14 protein-coding genes are annotated in these 17582 nt (G+C 70.8%); 8 read left to right on the top strand and 6 right to left on the bottom strand.

The features are described 5' to 3' along the window. Positions 1-115: 115 nt before the first annotated feature. The gene (locus tag AOK08_RS27540) at positions 116-313 is read right to left on the bottom strand and encodes a hypothetical protein (RefSeq protein WP_055530984.1); all 198 of its coding nucleotides are present in this window, start codon (positions 311-313) and stop codon (positions 116-118) included. Between the two features lie 106 nt (positions 314-419). Further along, positions 420-3110, bottom strand: coding sequence for a winged helix-turn-helix domain-containing protein (locus AOK08_RS27535; protein ID WP_055530982.1), 2691 nt, complete (start codon positions 3108-3110; stop codon positions 420-422). 272 nt (positions 3111-3382) lie between these two features. Between AOK08_RS27535 and AOK08_RS27530 the strand changes: the two genes are divergently transcribed. Both AOK08_RS27530 and AOK08_RS27525 read left to right on the top strand, forming a co-directional pair. Beyond that, positions 3383-3802: a DUF6325 family protein gene (locus tag AOK08_RS27530; protein ID WP_055530980.1), complete on the top strand. Its 420-nt coding sequence runs from the start codon at positions 3383-3385 to the stop codon at positions 3800-3802. 36 nt (positions 3803-3838) lie between these two features. Beyond that, positions 3839-4150: an SHOCT domain-containing protein gene (locus AOK08_RS27525; RefSeq protein ID WP_055530978.1), complete on the top strand. Its 312-nt coding sequence runs from the start codon at positions 3839-3841 to the stop codon at positions 4148-4150. Between the two features lie 5 nt (positions 4151-4155). Here AOK08_RS27525 and AOK08_RS27520 read toward each other — a convergent pair whose 3' ends face one another. The 3 genes from AOK08_RS27520 to AOK08_RS27510 all read right to left on the bottom strand — a co-directional run bounded on the left by AOK08_RS27520 (position 4156) and on the right by AOK08_RS27510 (position 7653). Further along, positions 4156-4998, bottom strand: a complete 843-nt coding sequence (locus tag AOK08_RS27520; RefSeq protein WP_241827110.1) for a YhjD/YihY/BrkB family envelope integrity protein — start codon at positions 4996-4998, stop codon at positions 4156-4158. A 74-nt stretch (positions 4999-5072) separates the two neighbouring features. Next, positions 5073-6377, bottom strand: coding sequence for a diacylglycerol/lipid kinase family protein (locus AOK08_RS27515; protein ID WP_055530976.1), 1305 nt, complete (start codon positions 6375-6377; stop codon positions 5073-5075). 25 nt (positions 6378-6402) lie between these two features. Then, entirely contained in the window at positions 6403-7653 is a 1251-nt protein-coding gene (locus tag AOK08_RS27510) for a cation:proton antiporter (protein ID WP_241827109.1), read from the bottom strand. Positions 7654-8043: 390 nt separating this feature from the next. On the opposite strand from AOK08_RS27510, the gene AOK08_RS27505 reads away from it, so the two are divergent. Then, a complete protein-coding gene (locus AOK08_RS27505) occupies positions 8044-9357 on the top strand; it encodes a hypothetical protein (protein ID WP_055530972.1) in 1314 nt (437 codons plus the stop codon). A 95-nt stretch (positions 9358-9452) separates the two neighbouring features. On the opposite strand, the gene hemE is transcribed toward AOK08_RS27505, so the two are convergent. Next, complete coding sequence (gene hemE, locus AOK08_RS27500; protein ID WP_055530986.1) at positions 9453-10550, bottom strand: uroporphyrinogen decarboxylase; 1098 nt, start codon at positions 10548-10550, stop codon at positions 9453-9455. A gap of 171 nt (positions 10551-10721) precedes the next feature. Between hemE and AOK08_RS27495 the strand changes: the two genes are divergently transcribed. The 5 genes from AOK08_RS27495 (at position 10722) to AOK08_RS27475 (ending at position 17489) form a co-directional block, all read left to right on the top strand. After that, the gene (locus AOK08_RS27495; RefSeq protein WP_055530970.1) at positions 10722-11348 is read left to right on the top strand and encodes a DUF3000 domain-containing protein; all 627 of its coding nucleotides are present in this window, start codon (positions 10722-10724) and stop codon (positions 11346-11348) included. Positions 11349-11705: 357 nt separating this feature from the next. Continuing rightward, the gene (locus AOK08_RS27490; RefSeq protein ID WP_055530968.1) at positions 11706-12365 is read left to right on the top strand and encodes a response regulator transcription factor; all 660 of its coding nucleotides are present in this window, start codon (positions 11706-11708) and stop codon (positions 12363-12365) included. 165 nt (positions 12366-12530) lie between these two features. Beyond that, positions 12531-13820 carry a ribonuclease D gene (locus AOK08_RS27485; RefSeq protein WP_055530966.1) on the top strand — a complete coding sequence of 430 codons (1290 nt, stop codon included), beginning with the start codon at positions 12531-12533 and terminating at the stop codon, positions 13818-13820. 319 nt (positions 13821-14139) lie between these two features. Next, a complete protein-coding gene (locus AOK08_RS27480; protein ID WP_055530964.1) occupies positions 14140-15366 on the top strand; it encodes a thiolase family protein in 1227 nt (408 codons plus the stop codon). Beyond that, positions 15363-17489: a 3-hydroxyacyl-CoA dehydrogenase NAD-binding domain-containing protein gene (locus tag AOK08_RS27475; protein ID WP_055530962.1), complete on the top strand. Its 2127-nt coding sequence runs from the start codon at positions 15363-15365 to the stop codon at positions 17487-17489. The genes AOK08_RS27480 and AOK08_RS27475 overlap by 4 nt, the downstream gene beginning before the upstream one ends. Positions 17490-17582 lie beyond the last annotated feature (93 nt).

Genomic DNA, 17582 nt, shown 5'->3' with positions numbered 1-17582 from the left:
CACCGGCTGAGCCGCCCCGCACCGCGCCAGCGGAGAACGCAGCGCACAGCACATGTCCCTGTCGGCTGTCACCGACAGGGACATGTGCTGTGCGCTCGCCGCCCGAACGGCCGGATCACTCGGGAAGGCGACGCATCTCCACCACGTGCAACCCCAGTGACTGGAAGCGTTTCAGCAGGTCGTACAGCTGTGCCTCATCGGTGATCCGGCCGGACAGCACGGTCTGCCTGGCCACGACGAAACTGTCCAGCTCGGGGAACGCCCCGGTCATCGTCCGGGACATCTCTCCGTCGACGCGAATCTCGTATCGCATACCTGCGCTTCTCTCACGGTGGTACGGCGGCTTTGGCCCCACCCACATTCCATGCTGAGCCGCCGCACGGTGCACGGCATCACCCACCCCAGGTGACCGGGGATCGTCACAGGACGTGCAGCTCCCGGGCACGACGCACCGCTTCGCCCCGTCGGGTCGCGGCGAGCTTGCGGTAGACGTTCTTCAAATGCGTCTTGACGGTGTTGACCGACAACTGGAGATCCGCGGCGATGTCCTCCGTCGACATCGTCTGTGCCAGCCGTTCCAGCACCTCGTGCTCACGCTCGCTCAGGGGCTCGGGCATGGAGTGAGGGCCCAGCTCATGCGCGCTGTTCACCGGAACCTGTCCCACCACCGCGGCCGGCAGCCAGTCGTGCCCCCGAGCCAGCACCGGTTGCCGTCGCACCAGGTGCGGCAGCCACGGTCCCGCCTCGAGAAACGGTCGCCTCAGCCGCTCGGGCCGGGCCGTGGACAAGGCCCTTGCCGTCAGACGGTGCGCCGCGGCCCTGTCGCCCAGCGCGTCGGCGGCCTGCGCCCGCGCCAGCAGCACCCTGGCCGTGATGGCGGGGCCGTCGCCCTGACCGGCCGGCAGCGCGTCGAGCAGGCCCAGCGCCTCTTCCCCGCTACCCAGGGCAAGTCGGGCGCGGGCCGCGGCCACCACGCTCTCCGGCCCGGCGGTCCCGCCCTTCTCGAGGATCTCCACGGCGGCCTCCGGACTGCCTCCGGCGAGGTGCGCGGTGGCCCTGGCCAGGACGGTCCGGTCACGCACCCATGGTGAGGGCTCGATGGCGGCCTGCGGTTTCTCCAGCTCGTCGAGGACGCGCAGTGCGGCTTTCGGCTTGCCCCTGGCGAGCAGCAACTGGGACCGCAGAAGGGTCAGTCCGGCACGCGCGATGGGGTCGTGCGGGGCCGCGGACGAGGCGGCGGCCTCTTCGAGGTGCGCCTGTGCGGCGCCGAGCTCGTCCCGGTCGAGGGCGACGGCGGCCAGGACGAGCTGGGTCACCCCGGTACGGGCGGCGGGTGGCAGGCCGCCGCGCTCCGCCTCGGCGACGGCTCCCCGGGCATGTCTCTCGGCGCGGTCGGGCCAGCCGCGCAGGAAGTCGATCAGGGCCAGTCGGCTGAGACACTCGTGCCGTGGGAACACGATGTCCGGACCGTCACTGAGCTGTGCGGCGGCGGACAGCGTCGACCGGGCGGCGTCGAAGCGTCCCGCCCACAGCTGGGCCGATCCCAGGTCGGTGAGCATCAGCGCGCGAAGCTCCAGGTGCGGCTCCAGGCGCTCGGCGGGGATGGCCCGCTCCGCCGCCTCCACGTCCCGCGCGGCGGCCTCGGCCAGATCCGCCGAGCCGATCATCCGGGCGGCCAGCACACGCAACAGCGCGCAGCTGAGCCGCAGGGCTTCGGACGGGGGCCCGCCCTTGTGCAGGTTCTCCTCGGCACGGCGCAGATGGCCGAGCCCGCGGTCGACGTCGTGACGGGCCAGTTCACGGGCGGCGCGCACCAGATCCGCGGCCGGACCGGGCGTTTCCGGGGGCATCCGGGAGAACAGGCGGTCGAGGCGTTCGGCGTCCAGTCCCGTGAGCAGCCGGCCGATCGCCAGTTCCTCGACGAACTGGTTCGCGGTGTGCTCCCAGTCCCCCGCGTCCGCGGCATGCGGCAGGGCCTCGGCGTACATTCCCGCCTCGGTGAGCCAGCGCGCCGCCCTCCGGTGCAGCTCGGGTTCGAGGCCGGGCTGCCGGACCCGGAGATGCACTCGGAGGATCTCGGCGAACAGAGGGTGGAGCCGGTACCACGAGTGCCCGATGGATTCGACGAACGCGTTGGCGCGCAGCAGCCCGGCGAGGATCGGCTCCGCGTCGTCGCGGCCCGTGAGGGCGTTGGCCAGGTCGGGGTGGATCTGTTCGAGGATGCTGCCGCGCAGCAGCAGGTCCTGGGTCTCGGCCTGCTGCGCGTCGAGCACTTCCGCGAGCAGGAAGTCGGCGAGCGTGCTCTGGCCCGCTTCGAAGTCCTTCAGGAAGGCGTCCTGGTTCTCGGCCTGCTGCGCCGCCAGGATGCACAGCCGGAGCCCGGCGGCCCAGCCCCCGGTCCGCTCGGTCAGCGCCCGCTCGCCCTGTTCCGTCAGGCGCATGCCGTGCCTGCGCAGCAGCTCGGCCGTCTCTTCCGGCAGGAAGGCCAGATCGGCGCCGCGGATGTCGGTGACCTGGCCGGCGGCGCGGTAGCGGTGCAGCGGCAGCAGTGGCTCCGTACGGCTGGTGACGACCAGGCGCAGTCCGTCGCCCACGTGGCCGAGCACGAACTGGAGCTCATCGGCGATCTCCGCCGAGCCCGCCACCCGGTCGAACTCGTCGAGCACCAGGACGACGGGCTCCGTCAGCTCACTGAGATGAGCCGCGAGCCTGGCGAGCAGCGAATGGTCCACCTCGCCGGGCCCGGCCGGGCTGCCGACGGCGTCCGGGGGGCCGAAACCCTGGCGCCGCATGGCCTCCAGCACATAGGTCCAGAAGACGCCGGGGTCGTTGTCCTCGGGCTCCACGGTCAGCCATGCCACCCGCCCCGGCGAATCCTCCCCGCCGACCCAGTCGGCCACCAGCAACGTCTTGCCCGCTCCGGCGGGTCCGTTGACCAGCGTCACCGGACACTCCACGCCCCGGGCCAGGCGCTCGACGAGCCGGGGCCTGCGCACGAACGTGTCCGGGGGTACCGGCACGCTGAACCGCGCCGCCAGCAGGGGATCACCGCTCGGTGTCAGGTGTTCGGCAGCAGCGTCCCGGTGTCCACCGGAGGTCGGATGGGGCATGGCACTCACCACGGCACCGCAGCTCTCAGTCCGGAAACCCGCCTACTGTTTGATCATCACCCGTTGCGCGGGAAGCCGCAAAGGATGCTGGTCAAGACCCGGGTACGGGCGGCATCGAGCCGCCCGGAGGCCCCGCGCCGGCCCTCACCCGGGACGGGTGAGGCGCCACGGGGCGCGGCCGGGCACCCTGGGAGCAGGAGAAGCGTGGCCCTGCCGGGGCGACCTGGCAGGAAGGCACGGTCACTGACGGTTCCCGGATAGAGGACACGGCCATGGACGTGGGACCTGTCGAGTACGTCGTCGTCGCCTTCCCCGGCAATCGTTTCCGGGGCGAGATCGCACCGGAGCTCAGGGCTCTCGTGGCAAGCGGCACGGTGCGGATTCTCGACCTGACGTTCGTCAAGAAGGACGCGGACGGCGTCGTCTCCTACGTCGAGCTCGATGCTCTCGACCCCACGGAGGCGTCGGTGTTCGACGACATCGAGGGGGAGGTCGGCGGGCTGTTCACCAAGGAGGACCTCGACCTGATCGCCGAGGAACTCGTGCCGGACTCGTCGGCGGCCGTCCTCCTCTGGGAGGACACCTGGGCAGCCGGGATGGCCGAAGCCGTCCGCCGCGCCGGCGGTCGGCTCGTCGCCCATGAGCGCATCCCCGCCGAAGTGGTCGAGCGGGCGTTCCAGGACGCCGTCTGAAGCGGCGTACCCGATCGGTAAGGGAAGGTGAGGGCGATGCTCGGTCGCCGTCTGGCGCGTCGCGAACGTCCCGGCCTCGTCGGCGTGGCCGCCCGCACGGCGGTGGTCGCCGGCACCGCGAGCGCGGTCTCGGGCCGTGTCTCCCGGCACCGGGCCGAGCGCGACGCGGCACAGCGGACCGTGCCCGAAGCGGATGCCCCCGCGCGGAAGCCGCCGGGCCCGACGCCCTATTCCGGGCTGACGGACGAAGCGCTCAGCAGCCTGGAACGTCTCGGCAGGCTCCACGAGCAGGGTGTGCTGTCGGACGAGGAGTTCGCCGTCCAGAAGGACCGCGTTCTCAGGGGCTGACGGAGCTACGGCTCCTTGGCGGCCACAGGCGTGCCCAGCCATCGCGGGAACGGCCCCGAACCCGCGGTGACCTGGCCGAGGGCGATTCCGGCGACGACCACGCAGCAGCCCCCGATCAGCCAGGAGAGCATGGCGAAGACGTAGCCGAGGGACCCGAACTGGGCGGTGGTCCGCCGCATGTTCGCGGGCATGAACACCCCCGACACGTAGACGTACGTCACCATTCCGACGCCCGCCAGAACGGCGCCGGGCAGCAGGGGCTTCCACCTCATACGCGCGCCCAGCAGGAGGTGCTGCGTCCACCACCACAGCAGTACGGACGTCACGAGCGAGAGCACGACACCGAGCCCGGTGCCTCCTCCGAAGCCGTGGCGCAACGGAGCCTGGACCAGGAGCGCGGCCAGCCAGCCCAGCAGCCACACCAGCCACCGCCAGGCGGACATGCGCGCACCGGCCTTGGGCAGATCCCAGCAGCGTTCGCAGACCCTCTGCAGTGCCCGGCTCAGTGCGGTCGCCGAAATGAGCGTGACGAAAACCCCGACCGCTCCGTATGTTTCCTTCGTCCCGCCCTGGGCGCCGAACGTCTCCTTGATGTCGCCGACCGGCGCGTCCTCACCGAGCAGGGCCTGAACGGAGTCGACCAGTACGTCCTGGATGCGTTTCGGCGCGAACGCGGCCACGACGATGAGGAGCGGCAGCGCGGCCAGGAACGTCTGAGCCGCCAATCGCGCACTGGCTTCCATCCAGTTCACACGGATCAGCCGGCCCAGCATCCGCCCGATCACCGGTGTCCGCCGGGGCATCTCCCGAGCCGTCCTGGCCCAGTGCCCGAGCTGTCTACGATTCACAGTCCGTTCCTCGCGAATCCGTCGTGGAGGGCTCCTTCCTGGCGGCACCGGTGTGGTGGCGGCGCCGGGCCGGCTCATCCGCGCGACAGCGCCAGATCGCGCAGTCGCCGCCAGTCCAGGCGCGCCCGCGGCCGGGGTACGCCGGGGCGGTTACGGGGGACGCGAACGCGTAGTGCCCGCGGATCGATCACGCAGCGAACGGGGGTCGGGAAGGAGAGCGCCTCGCCGTCGACGCCGACCCGCAGTTCGGGGACGTCCGCGTCGATGACGACTTCACGCGTGGTCAGAGCGGTGAGCCCGGACGCGCGTCTGCCGCCGAGCAGTTCGACCGCCTGCACCGCGTTGTCGACCTTGACGCTCATCACCCCGAGGACACCGGCGTCGAGTCCTTCGCGGAGTCCGAGGCCGGCCGGGTCACCCATGCGGTACGGGTTGTTGCTCACGAGCACGGCCTGGGGGGCGGTGATCCTCGCCCCGCCGCCGTACACGGTCAGCCGGGATCCGAGGTGGTGGGTCAGGACGTCCGGCAGCGTACGGAGGACGGTGTGGATCTTGTCGTCGCGGTAGGCGGGGCTCTGGACCACTTCCGCGTAGGCGCCGAACGACACGTTGTTGACGAAGGTGCTCTCGCCGATCCGGCCGAGGTCGATACGGAGCTCGACACCATCGGTGAGCGCGTCCAGGCACGTGGACGGGTCCTCACGGTCGAGCCCGAGATCGAGAGCGAAATGGTTCCGGGTCCCGGCCGAGATCACCATGAAGGGGACTCCGTGCTCCGCCGCCACACCGGCGACCAGGGCCTGCGTGCCGTCTCCGCCCGCGACGCCGAGAAGGTCCGCGCCGCCCGCCACGGCGTCCCGGGCCAGCGCGGCGACGTCCTGATGGTGCGCGGGGTCGAGCAGCACGACCTGGGCGCCCAGGGCTTCGGCCTTCTCCTTGAGCGCGAACCTTCCGACCTTCCCGCCGCCCGAGCGCGGGTTCATGATGAGGAACGGACGCTCGGGCGGAGGGGTGCGGTGTTCGGCCGGAGCCGCCGGCCCGGCGTCCGCGCCGAGTGCGGACCAGCCCGCGAAGCAGGCCACGGCCCACAACGCGACCTGGACGATCACGACCCACAGCAGGCCGACCACGACGAACAGCGCGATCACCCCTGCCAGCGCGGCTACCGCGAGGGCGACCGCGAGCACCCTGATCAGGCCCTTGCGGCTCAGGGCCCACCACACCCCGGCCGTGCTGACGGCGAGTCCGGCCAGCGCGACGGCGGCCGGCCCCAGGCTCCTGAGACCCGCGACCGCCAGCGGAAGAACGACGGCTGCCACCACCGCGATGATCGCCAGCCGGGCCGCCCACCGTCCCGTCGTACTGAAGTCGCCACCCATGATTCCTCCGTAGCTCGTTCGTGCCCTACCGCGCGATGGAGTCCTCTTCGGGCATGCCCTCACGCAGTTGTGGCCGCGCGGCGGCCGCCTTCCGGTGCCAGGCGCCGTACCGGTTCGCGAGGACGACCGCGGACATGCCGTGCGACAGGATGCTCAGCGCGACGGTGACCGCGACCACCCGGCTGAGAAGCTGAACACCCGGGACGTGCTCCTCCACCATGAGCAACCCGAAGACGACGGAGGCGAGTCCGCGCGGACCGAACCACCCGATGTAGAGGACCGTGGGGAGGGCGAGGCGGCTTCCGGCCAGGGAGAGGGCGACGGGCAGCATCCGGACCACCGTGAGGCTCAGCACGGCATAGGTGACGATCCGCCAGTCGAGGTGTTGCAGCGCCGGACCGAGCAGCACGGCCCCGAAGACCAGGAAGCTCAAGGACGCGAGCAACTCGGCGAGTTGTCCGGCGAGGTCAGCGGTGTCCTTGTCGAGCGCCGGTGCCCGCGCTGCGTCGCTCCGCCGCGTGGAGACACCGAAGGCGAAGCCCGCGACCCAGGCGGCGATGAACCCGCTCCCGTCCACGACGACCGCCAGTGTGTACGAGCCCGCCGCCACGGCCAGGACGAACACCTGCCGCCAGCCGCGACTGGCCCAGCCCTTTCCGTGCGCCTGTCGCAGCAGCCACCCGCCGATCCCGCCGACGGCCAGCCCCAGCGCGGTGCTGAGCACGAGCGCCCGCCAGAAGACCCCGGCGACTCCCTCCTGCGAGGCGTGGGTTCCGGGCAGTGCCGCCAGGAACAGCAGGAAGAAGGGCAGCACCATACCGTCGTTGAGGCCGCTCTCGACATTGAGACCGCTGCGTACGAGCGGGGGAACACGAGGGCTGGAGACCGCGGTCTGACCGAGAGCCGCGTCGGTCGGGGCCAGGATCGTCCCGACCAGCGCCAGCTCCCACGCGGTCAGTCCCGGCAACAAGGGCCACGCCAGGAGCCAGCCGGCCCCGATGGTCAACAGCAGTCCGATCCCCAGCAGCCGCCCCGGGAGGAATCCACCGACGCGCAGATCCTGTCGGCGTACCGACATCGCGTCCGTCGCCAGGACGAGCGTCAGCGTCGCTTCGACCAGGGTGAGCACCAGGGGCGAGTCATGCTCCAGATCGAGAAGGTCGAGCCCGACCGGCCCGATGGCCACCCCGAAGGCGGTGAACACCATCGGCCCCGACACGACGGTCGTGGACAGCCGCCGGGAGACAAGCGCGTACCCAGCCGTGACAGCGGCCACGGAGGCCACGCCCCACGCACTGCCACCACTCACCGTGACCTCGCCGGTCCGCCGTCACGGGCGCGGCGGAACCCCTGGTCTTTTTCCGACATTGGTCACCAATCAGGCTCGAAAGTGCCGACCTGCACATGATCAGACCTTGCTGCGCCCACTCCCGCCATCGGCACAGTGAGCGGACTTTGCTCCGCAATCAGGTGATTGACCCCATTGTGGGCGGCAGACGTGGCACACCGCTCCCCTGCCCGAAATTCACCCATCTGTGGACGGGGGCGCTGGAGGGGCCCGTATGCACTCCGGATGGCTCACCCCGGGATGCCGCAGCCGCGGCACTCGGGACGAATGGATACCAACGGCAGCCATGACAGGCGGCGCCTCACTCCTGGAGGACGGATGACCAGCCCGCTGGAACCATCGCACGACCCCGCTCAGGAGAGCTCGCCGTCGGACGGCAGGTCGCACGGGTCCGGCCCGGGCCGGATCGCGCGGAAGGTGGCCTCGGCGATTCTGATCGTCCTCACCTGCGTCCTGGTCCCCGTGTCGGTACTGACCGTCTGGGTGCACGACATCGTCCTCGACACTGACCGTTACGTCGCGACGGTCAAACCGCTCGCCTCCGACCCCGCGATCGAGGACGCCGTGCAGAACCGGATCGTCCAGGCCGTCGACGTACGGGTCGACGGCAAGCGGATCACCGCGGAGCTTTCGGCCTGGTTGCAGTCACAGGGTTTGCCGCCGACCGCCGCCAACGCGGTGAAGAGACTGGCCCCCCAGCTCGACTCGGCCGTGAACAGCGTGGCGGAGAAGGTGGCGACCCGCTTCGTCCAGAGCGACAGGTTCGAGAAGCTGTGGACCACGGCCAACCGGGCCGCCCATTCGGCGGTGGTGCACGCCCTCACCGGCAAGGGACGCGGGGCGATCGGCGTCAAGGAGGGCACCGTGACCCTCGACGTCGGCGACGCGGTCGACCGCGTCAAGCAGGACCTCGTCGATGCCGGTGTGACGCCGGCCGAGAAGATCCCGGACGTCAACAAGACGGTGGTGCTCTTCCAGTCCGACAAGCTCAAGCGCATCCAGAACGCAGCGCACGCCCTCGACGTGGCCGGTACCTGGCTGCCGGTGCTGACGGTGATCATCGGGGCGGTCGGCGTGTTCCTCGCCCACCGGCGCAGGCGCGCCCTGGCAAAGACCGCCCTGGGCGCCGCCGTGGCCTGCCTGATCGTCGCCATCGCTCTTGTCGTCGCCCGCCGCTACTACCTGGACCATCTGCCCCCGCAGGTGCAGTCGAAGGCGGCCGCGGCGGCGGTGTTCGACACTCTTCTGCACTTCCTGCGGGTCACACTGCGCACCGTGATCGTGCTCGGGGTGGTCGTCGCCCTCGGCGCGTACTTCGTCGGGCCGGGTCGCCTGGCACGCGCCACGCGGGCCACCTCCGAGCGCACGGCCGACTCCGTGGCCCGATGGGCCGACACCCACTCCGTCCACACCGGTCGTGCGGGGACGTGGACGGCGGACAACCGGCGCTGGCTCACCATCGGTGTCCTGCTCGTACTGGCCCTGGTGTTCGCGCTGTGGAACCACCCCACGGTCCTGACGGTGCTGCTGCTGGTACTCATCCTCCTGGCGGCGCTGGCGATCATCGCGCTGGTGGCGGCGACCGGCCGCAGGACACGGGCGGCGGGGTCCCCCGCATCCGCGGCCCCGTGATCCGGGCGGTGAGCACCCCGGCCCCGCCCGAGCCGGGCCGCCTGCTCCGGGGCGGGCGGGCACGGCATACGTGGTGACGGGCGCCGGTCCGCGGCTCAGCGGGCGGTGTTCGTGTGGACGTACTCCACGAGGCGCGTCAGCGCGTCCGGCGGGGTGTTCGGCATGACGCCGTGGCCGAGGTTGAAGACGTGGCCCTCCAGACCCTTCGCGGAGTCGAGGACCTCGCGGGTCTTCGCCTCGACGGCCTCCGTGGAGGCGAACAGGACCGTCGGGTCGAGGTTGCCCTGGAGCGCCTTGCCGGGGCCGACGCGGCGGGCGGCCTCGTCGAGCGGGACGCGCCAGTCGACGCCCATGACGTCCACACCGGCCTCGCTCATGGGGGCCAGCAGTTCGCCGGTGCCGACGCCGAAGTGGATGCGCGGCACGCCGTACCCCTCGACGGCCTTGAAGACCTTCTGGGAGGCGGGGAGCACCGAGCGGCGGTAGTCGGCGGGGGCGAGGGCGCCCGCCCAGGAGTCGAACAACTGGACGGCGCTGGCGCCCGCCTCGATCTGGACCTTGAGGAAGGCCGCCGTGATCTCGGCGAGGCGGTCGAGCAGGTCGGCCCAGAGCTGCGGGTCGCCGTACATGATCGCCTTGGCGTTCTCGTACGTCCGGGACGGGCCGCCCTCGACGAGGTAGCTCGCGAGGGTGAAGGGCGCGCCTGCGAAGCCGATGAGCGGGGTGGCGCCGAGCTCGCGGGTGAGCAGGCCGATGGCCTCGGTGACGTAGGGCACGTCCTCGGGGGTGAGGTCGCGGAGCTGGGCGAGGTCCGCGCGGGTGCGGATCGGCTTCTCGACGACCGGGCCGACGCCGGGCTTGATGTCCAGGTCGACACCGATGGCCTTGAGCGGGACGACGATGTCGCTGAAGTAGATCGCCGCGTCCACGTTGTGCCTGCGCACCGGCTGGAGCGTGATCTCGGTGACCAGCTCGGGCCGGGTGCAGGACTCCAGCATGGGGATGCCCTCGCGGACCTTGCGGTACTCGGGCAGGGAGCGCCCGGCCTGGCGCATGAACCACACGGGCGTGTGCGGCACCGGCTCACGTCTGCACGCCTTGAGGAAGGCGGACTCCCGCACGGCGTCGTTCCTGACGGCGGTGGACGTCGCTGTCGGCTGCTGGTGGCCCGCGGGGCCCTGGTTCGCGCTCACGACCAGAAGTCTCGCACGCCCCACCGACAGTCCGGCGAACAGCCCTGCCGACGGCTCTCCCGGGACTGTGGCCCGTCCCACGGGTGTCCCTCCCCGCACGGAGCCTCCGTTCCCCTTAATCTTCCCCGCATGGCTGCGGCTCAGGGACGACTGTCGGACGGCGCTGGCGAAATGGACGACGCGAAGGAGGGAGACCGGGATGCGGTGGAGACGGCTCCGTTGCTCTTCCGGGCCGCTGTCGACGCGTTGCGGACCGCGCGGCTGAGGCCGCAGATCGAGATCGAGCCGACGCGGGCGCCCCAGCGCCTGGCGCCGTTCGCGTACGCGCTGGAGGCGGCGGTCGTCGACGGCGAGGAGGACCTGGCCGACGGCCGGCTCGTCCTGCTGCACGACCCGGCCGGGCACGACGCCTGGCAGGGATCCTTCCGGCTGGTGACGCTGGTACGCGCCGAGTTGGAGCCGGAGATGGCCGCCGACCCGCTGCTGCCCGACGTGTGCTGGTCCTGGCTGACCGGGGCGCTCCAGACGCGCGGACTGTCGTACGGCGAGGCCAGCGGCACCGTCACGCGCGCGAGTTCGCACTACTTCGGCGGGATGGCGGAGCGGCCGGCCGCCTCCCAGATCGAGATCCGCGCCTCCTGGACACCCCGCGAGGGCCTGGGCGGCGTCCCGGACACCGCGTCCCACCTGGCCTCCTGGTGCGATCTGCTGGCCCAGATCGCGGGCCTGCCGCCGGCCGCCCCCGGGGACGCCTCGGTGGTGTCGCTGCCGCAGCGGCGGGGACCCCAGTCCCGCTGAACCAGCCCCGCGACACCCGCTGAACCACTGAACGGCCTTGCCGTCCCTGTACGGGGACCGCAAGGCCGTTCTGCTGCGCCCCCCTCCATGTGCCCTCCTTCTCCCGGTATCGGCACGCCGTCTTTAGTAGCTCTTTGTCGATACGGCCACTTTCGGCCGCGTATCGACGTAGAGCGAAACCGTTCGATCTTCGGATGATCGATCGCGTGTCCGAATTGCACAGATTGTTACTCACCAGATCGTGATCTTTCTCTAAAGGAGCACAGGTTTGATGCCGAAGACCTCTGTGACCTTGAAAGCACGGTCGATCCGGTTTCATCCCCAGGACCGGATCCGTCCCGCACTCCAGGAGGCCTGGTGTCCGTTCTTCTTGAGCAGCCCGCAAGCCTGGTCGCCTACCGCCCGAACAAGCCGACCGCCATGGTGGTCGTGGCCGACCCCCGCGTCCGTTCCACCGTCACCCGCCATCTGTGGGCGCTCGGTGTGCGCGATGTGATCGAGGCCTCGTCCATCGCGGAGGCTCGTCCCCGCATCGGCAACCCCCGCGACATCTGCGTCGCCGACGTCCACCTGCCCGACGGCAGCGGGCTCACCCTGCTGTCCGAGACCCGTGCCGCGGGCTGGCCCAACGGCCTGGCCCTGTCCGCCGCCGACGACATCGGAGCCGTGCGCAACGCCCTCGCGGGCGGTGTGAAGGGCTACGTCGTCACCGGCACCCGCAACAACATCGGGCTTCCCAACCGGCCGGGCGCCGCCCCCATCGGTGCCGGCGCCCGTATGCACCGCCGCCCCCCGGGTGCCCCGAGCCACCCGGGCGGCTACCGCGAGCTGTCCGGCCGCGAGGTCGAGGTCCTTCGGCTGGTCGCCGAGGGCCAGTCGAACAAGGCGATCGGCGTCTCCATGGGCCTGTCCGCGCTGACCGTCAAGAGCCACCTCGCCCGGATCGCCCGCAAGCTCGGCACGGGCGACCGTGCCGGGATGGTGGCGGTGGCCCTGCGGACCGGCATCATCCACTGAGCGTCGGCGACCGGCCACCGCCGACCGCTCCGCCACCACTCCTGACCGAGATGACCGACAGAATTCACTGACACGTGTGACACGTGACCGGTTTACGACCCCAAGGTGCCCGTCGACGGAACGTTCCGTCGGCGGGCGCCGTCCATACACAGATACCCTTGACAGGTGACCGAAGCCCAAGAGACCGCAGCAGACAGCTCACTGCGAACCACCGGAGGCGCCCCTCCGGACGACAACGGATCCTCTGAGGCTCAGGCGCCGATCCCTCTCCTCGATCCCCGTGACGGGATTCCGCCCGTCGTCGCCGACGATCACGCGCTCGCCGCGGTGATCGCCGCGTTCGCCGCGGGCAGCGGCCCCGTCGCCGTCGACGCCGAACGCGCGTCCGGTTACCGGTACGGCCAGCGCGCCTATCTGGTGCAGTTGCGCCGCGAGGGCGCCGGCACCGCGCTCATCGACCCGGTCGCCTGCCCCGACCTGTCGGGCCTCGGCGAAGCGCTCAGCGGTGTCGAATGGGTGCTGCACGCCGCCACCCAGGACCTGCCCTGCCTCCGCGAGATAGGTATGGTCCCCACTCACCTGTTCGACACCGAGCTGGCCGGACGGCTGGCCGGGTTCCCCCGGGTCGGCCTGGGCGCGATGGTCGAGGGCGTCCTGGGCTTCGTACTGGAGAAGGGCCACTCCGCGGTCGACTGGTCGACCCGGCCGCTGCCCGAGCCCTGGCTGCGGTACGCGGCACTTGATGTCGAACTCCTGGTCGACCTGCGGGACGCACTGGAGAAGGAGCTGGACCGGCAGGGCAAGCTGGAGTGGGCCCGCGAGGAGTTCGACGCGATCGCGTCGGCACCGCCGCCGGAGCCCCGCAAGGACCCCTGGCGGCGCACTTCCGGCATGCACAAGGTGCGTCGGCGCCGGCAGCTCGCCGTCGTACGGGAGCTGTGGGAGACCCGGGACCGGATCGCCCAGCGCCGGGACGTGTCTCCGGGCAAGGTGCTGTCGGACGCGGCCATCGTCGACGCCGCGCTCGCCGTGCCGGTCAACGTGCACGCGCTGGCCGCGCTGCCCGGTTTCGGGCACCGGATGGGGCGGCGGCAGTTGGAGCAGTGGCAGGCCGCGGTGGACAGCGTGAAGGCGCTCACCGACTCCCAGTTGCCCCAGCCGGGACAGCCCCTGACCGGGCCTCCGCCGCCGCGCGCCTGGGCCGACAAGGATCCGGTGGCCGCCGCCCGGCTGTCCGCCGCGCGGGCCGGGGTGTCCACGCTGGCCGAGCGGCTGAACATGCCTCAGGAGAATCTGATCACTCCGGACACGGTGCGGCGGGTCTGCTGGGAGCCGCCCACGCCGGTGGAAGCGGAGTCCGTGGGTGCGGCTCTCGCGGGGTACGGGGCGCGGGCCTGGCAGGTGGAGCAGGTGACGCCGGTTCTGGTGGAGGCGCTTTCCGCCAAGGCGCCGTAGGGGTTCCGGCTCGAAAAACAGACGTCGAAATCACGCCAAGATCTTCGGAGGGCATGTAGAAGGAGGGGACGCGGGGCGGATGCCTCGCGGACCCCGTGTTCGTCGGCCGCGGGCTCGTTGTGGCTGGTCGCGCCGGTTGCACGCATCCCTCCGAGCGAGGCGTGTAACCGGCGGTAACATGTGGCAGACGTGTGACGTTCGCCGCTCCTCCCTTCAGGGGTGTGCAGCACGGTTACTCGCAAGTAGCATGGGGCTGAGCGCCCGCTCAGCGGTTGCGCATCGCAGCAGTGCCGTCCCGCACCTTTGGAGGAGAGCCATCGTGCCTCGTACCGTCAGGGAAGTCGTCTTCGTCGACGGCGTCCGCACCCCGTTCGGCAAGGCGGGCCCGAAGGGCATCTACCACGAGACCCGCGCCGACGACCTTGTCGTGAAGGCCATCCGGGAGCTGCTGCGCCGCAACCCGGGTCTCGACCCCAAGAAGATCGACGAGGTCGCCATCGCCGCGACCACGCAGATCGGCGACCAGGGTCTGACCCTGGGCCGCACGGCGGGCATCCTCGCCGGGCTGCCGCAGACCGTCCCGGGCTACTCCATCGACCGGATGTGCGCGGGCGCGCTGACCGCCGTCACCGCCACCGCCGGTTCCATCGCCTTCGGCGCGTACGACGCCGTCATCGCCGGTGGCGTCGAGCACATGGGCCGTCACCCCATGGGCGAGGGTGTCGACCCGAACCCGCGGTTCGTGAGCGAGAAGCTCGTCGACGAGTCCGCCCTGTTCATGGGCATGACCGCCGAGAACCTGCACGACCGCTACCCGCACATCACCAAGCTGCGCGCCGACGAATACGCCGTGCGCTCGCAGGAGAAGGCCGCCAAGGCGTACGCCAACGGCAAGATCCAGCAGGACCTGGTGCCCATCTCCGTACGGAACACCAACGCGGAGGTCGGCGAGACGGGCTTCGGTCTGGTCACCGCCGACGAGCCGATGCGGCCCGGGACCACCCTGGAGAACCTGAGCGGGCTGAAGACCCCGTTCCGGGTGCACGGGCGGGTCACCGCCGGCAACGCGGCCGGTCTGAACGACGGCGCCACCGCGTCGATCATCGCGTCCGAGGACTTCGCGCGCGAGAACAACCTGCCGGTCAAGATGCGCCTCGTCTCCTACGCCTTCGTCGGCGTCGAGCCCGAGGTCATGGGCTACGGGCCGATCCCGGCGACCGAGAAGGCCCTCGCCAAGGCTGGCCTCGGCATCGGTGACATCGGTCTGTTCGAGATCAACGAGGCCTTCGCCGTCCAGGTGCTGGCCTTCCTCGACCACTACGGCATCGCGGACGACGACGCGCGCGTGAACCAGTACGGCGGCGCCATCGCCTTCGGTCACCCGCTCGCCTCCTCCGGTGTGCGGCTGATGACGCAGCTCGCCCGCCAGTTCGAGGAGCAGCCGGAGGTCCGTTACGGCCTCACCACCATGTGCGTCGGCTTCGGCATGGGCGCGACGGTCATCTGGGAGAACCCGCACCACAAGGACGCCGGAGGCGACAAGTGAGCACCACCGAACTCCTCAAGGGCGCGGCCGAGCTGTTCCCCGACGAGGTCGTGACGTCCGCGCACGTCCGCCACCTCGACCTCCCGTTCGGCGCCGGCCGGTTCGCGCTGATCACCCTCGACAACGGCTTCGACCACACCAAGCCGACCACCTTCGGCCCGGCCTCGCTGGCGAACCTGAGCATCGCCCTCGACCAGGTCGAGAAGGAGGCGTCGGCCGGCGAGATCGTCGGTGTCGGCATCACCGGCAAGCCCTTCATCTTCGCGGTCGGCGCGGACCTCAAGGGCGTGGAGCTGCTGAAGGACCACTCCGACGCGCTCGCCATCGGCAAGGGCGGCCACGAGGTCTTCAAGCGGCTGTCCCAGCTCGCGGTCCCGACCTTCGCGTACTACAACGGTGCCGCCATGGGCGGTGGCGTCGAGGTCGGTCTGCACTGCTCGTACCGGACCGTCTCCGCGGCCCTGCCGGCCTTCTCGCTGCCCGAGGTCTTCCTCGGTCTGGTCCCCGGCTGGGGCGGCTGCGCGATCCTGCCGAACCTGATCGGCGCGGACAAGGCCGTCTCGGTGATCATCGAGAACTCGCTCAACCAGAACAAGCAGCTCAAGGGCGCGCAGGTCTACGAACTCGGCATCGCCGACGCGCTGTTCGAGGGCGTGGACTTCCTGGAGCAGTCCCTGGTGTGGACGGCCTCCCTCCTCAAGGGCGAGATCGTCGTCGAGCGTCCGGCGATCGACCGTGGCGAGGCCTGGGACCAGGCCGTCGCGCGCGGCCGGTTCATCGCCGACAGCAAGGTGCACGGGGCCGCTCCGGCCGCCTACCGCGCGCTGGACATCATCGAAGCGGCCAAGGACGGCGACCTCCAGAAGGGGTACGACGCCGAGGACGTGGCGCTCGCCGACCTGATCATGGGTGGCGAACTGCGGTCCGGCATCTACGCCTTCAACCTGGTCCAGAAGCGCGGCAAGCGTCCGGCGGGGGCGCCGGACAAGTCGCTGGCGCGTCCGGTCACCAAGGTCGGCGTCGTCGGCGCGGGCCTGATGGCCTCGCAGCTCGCGCTGCTCTTCCTGCGCCGCCTCGAAGTGCCGGTGGTCCTGACCGACATCGACCAGGAGCGCGTCGACAAGGGTGTGGGCTACGTCCACGCCGAGATCGACAAGCTGCTCGGCAAGGGCCGCGTCAACCAGGACAAGGCCAACCGTCTCAAGGCTCTGGTGACGGGTGTCCTGGACAAGGCGGAGGGCTTCGCGGACGCGGACTTCGTCATTGAGGCCGTGTTCGAGGAGATCGGCGTCAAGCAGCAGGTGTTCGCGGAGGTCGAGGCGGTCGCGCCGGCGCACGCGATCCTGGCGACGAACACGTCGTCCCTGTCGGTGACGGAGATGGCGTCGAAGCTGAAGAACCCCGAGCGGGTCGTGGGCTTCCACTTCTTCAACCCGGTCGCGATCCTGCCGCTCCTGGAGATCGTGCGCGGCGAGCAGACGGACGACGCCTCGCTGGCCACGGCGTTCGGTGTCGCCAAGAAGCTGAAGAAGACCGCGGTGCTGGTGAAGGACGCTCCGGCGTTCGTCGTGAACCGTATCCTCACCCGCTTCATGGGCGAGATCCAGAACGTGATCGACGAGGGTACGCCGGTCGCGGTCGCGGAGAAGGCGGTGGAGCCGCTGGGGCTGCCGATGTCGCCGCTGGTGCTGCTGGAGCTGGTGGGTCCCGCCATCGGTCTGCACGTCTCGGAGACCCTGAACCGGGCGTTCCCCGACCGCTTCACGGTCTCGCCGAACCTGGCGGCGGTCGTGAAGGCGGGCAAGCGTGGCTTCTATGTCTACGACAGTGGGAAGCCCGAGTTGGACCCCGAGGTCGCCGCGCTGCTGACGCAGGGCGAGGTCGTCCTGACCGAGGAGCAGGTGCGGGACCGGGTGCTCGACGCGGTCGCCCAGGAGATCGGGCTCATGCTCGACGAGGGTGTCGTGGCCGAGGCGCAGGACATCGACCTGTGCCTGATCACCGGGGCGGGGTGGCCCTTCCACCTGGGTGGGGTCACGCCTTACCTGGACCGTGAGGGTGTCTCCGAGCGGGTGAACGGCAAGCGGTTCCTGGAGCCCGGGGTGGCTTCCGTACCGGCGTAGCCGGTCAGTCGCGCTGCCCGAGTGCCCTGTACGCCACGTGGCGTGCGGGGCACTCGCTTTTTCTCGCCCCCGCCGCCCCTTCCCGTCCCGTCC

It is taken from the genome of Streptomyces graminilatus, assembly GCF_001418565.1.
GTDB lineage: Bacteria > Actinomycetota > Actinomycetes > Streptomycetales > Streptomycetaceae > Streptomyces > Streptomyces graminilatus.
Note: the sequence above shows the minus strand (reverse complement) of the source record. Positions and strands in the feature narration are given on the sequence as shown.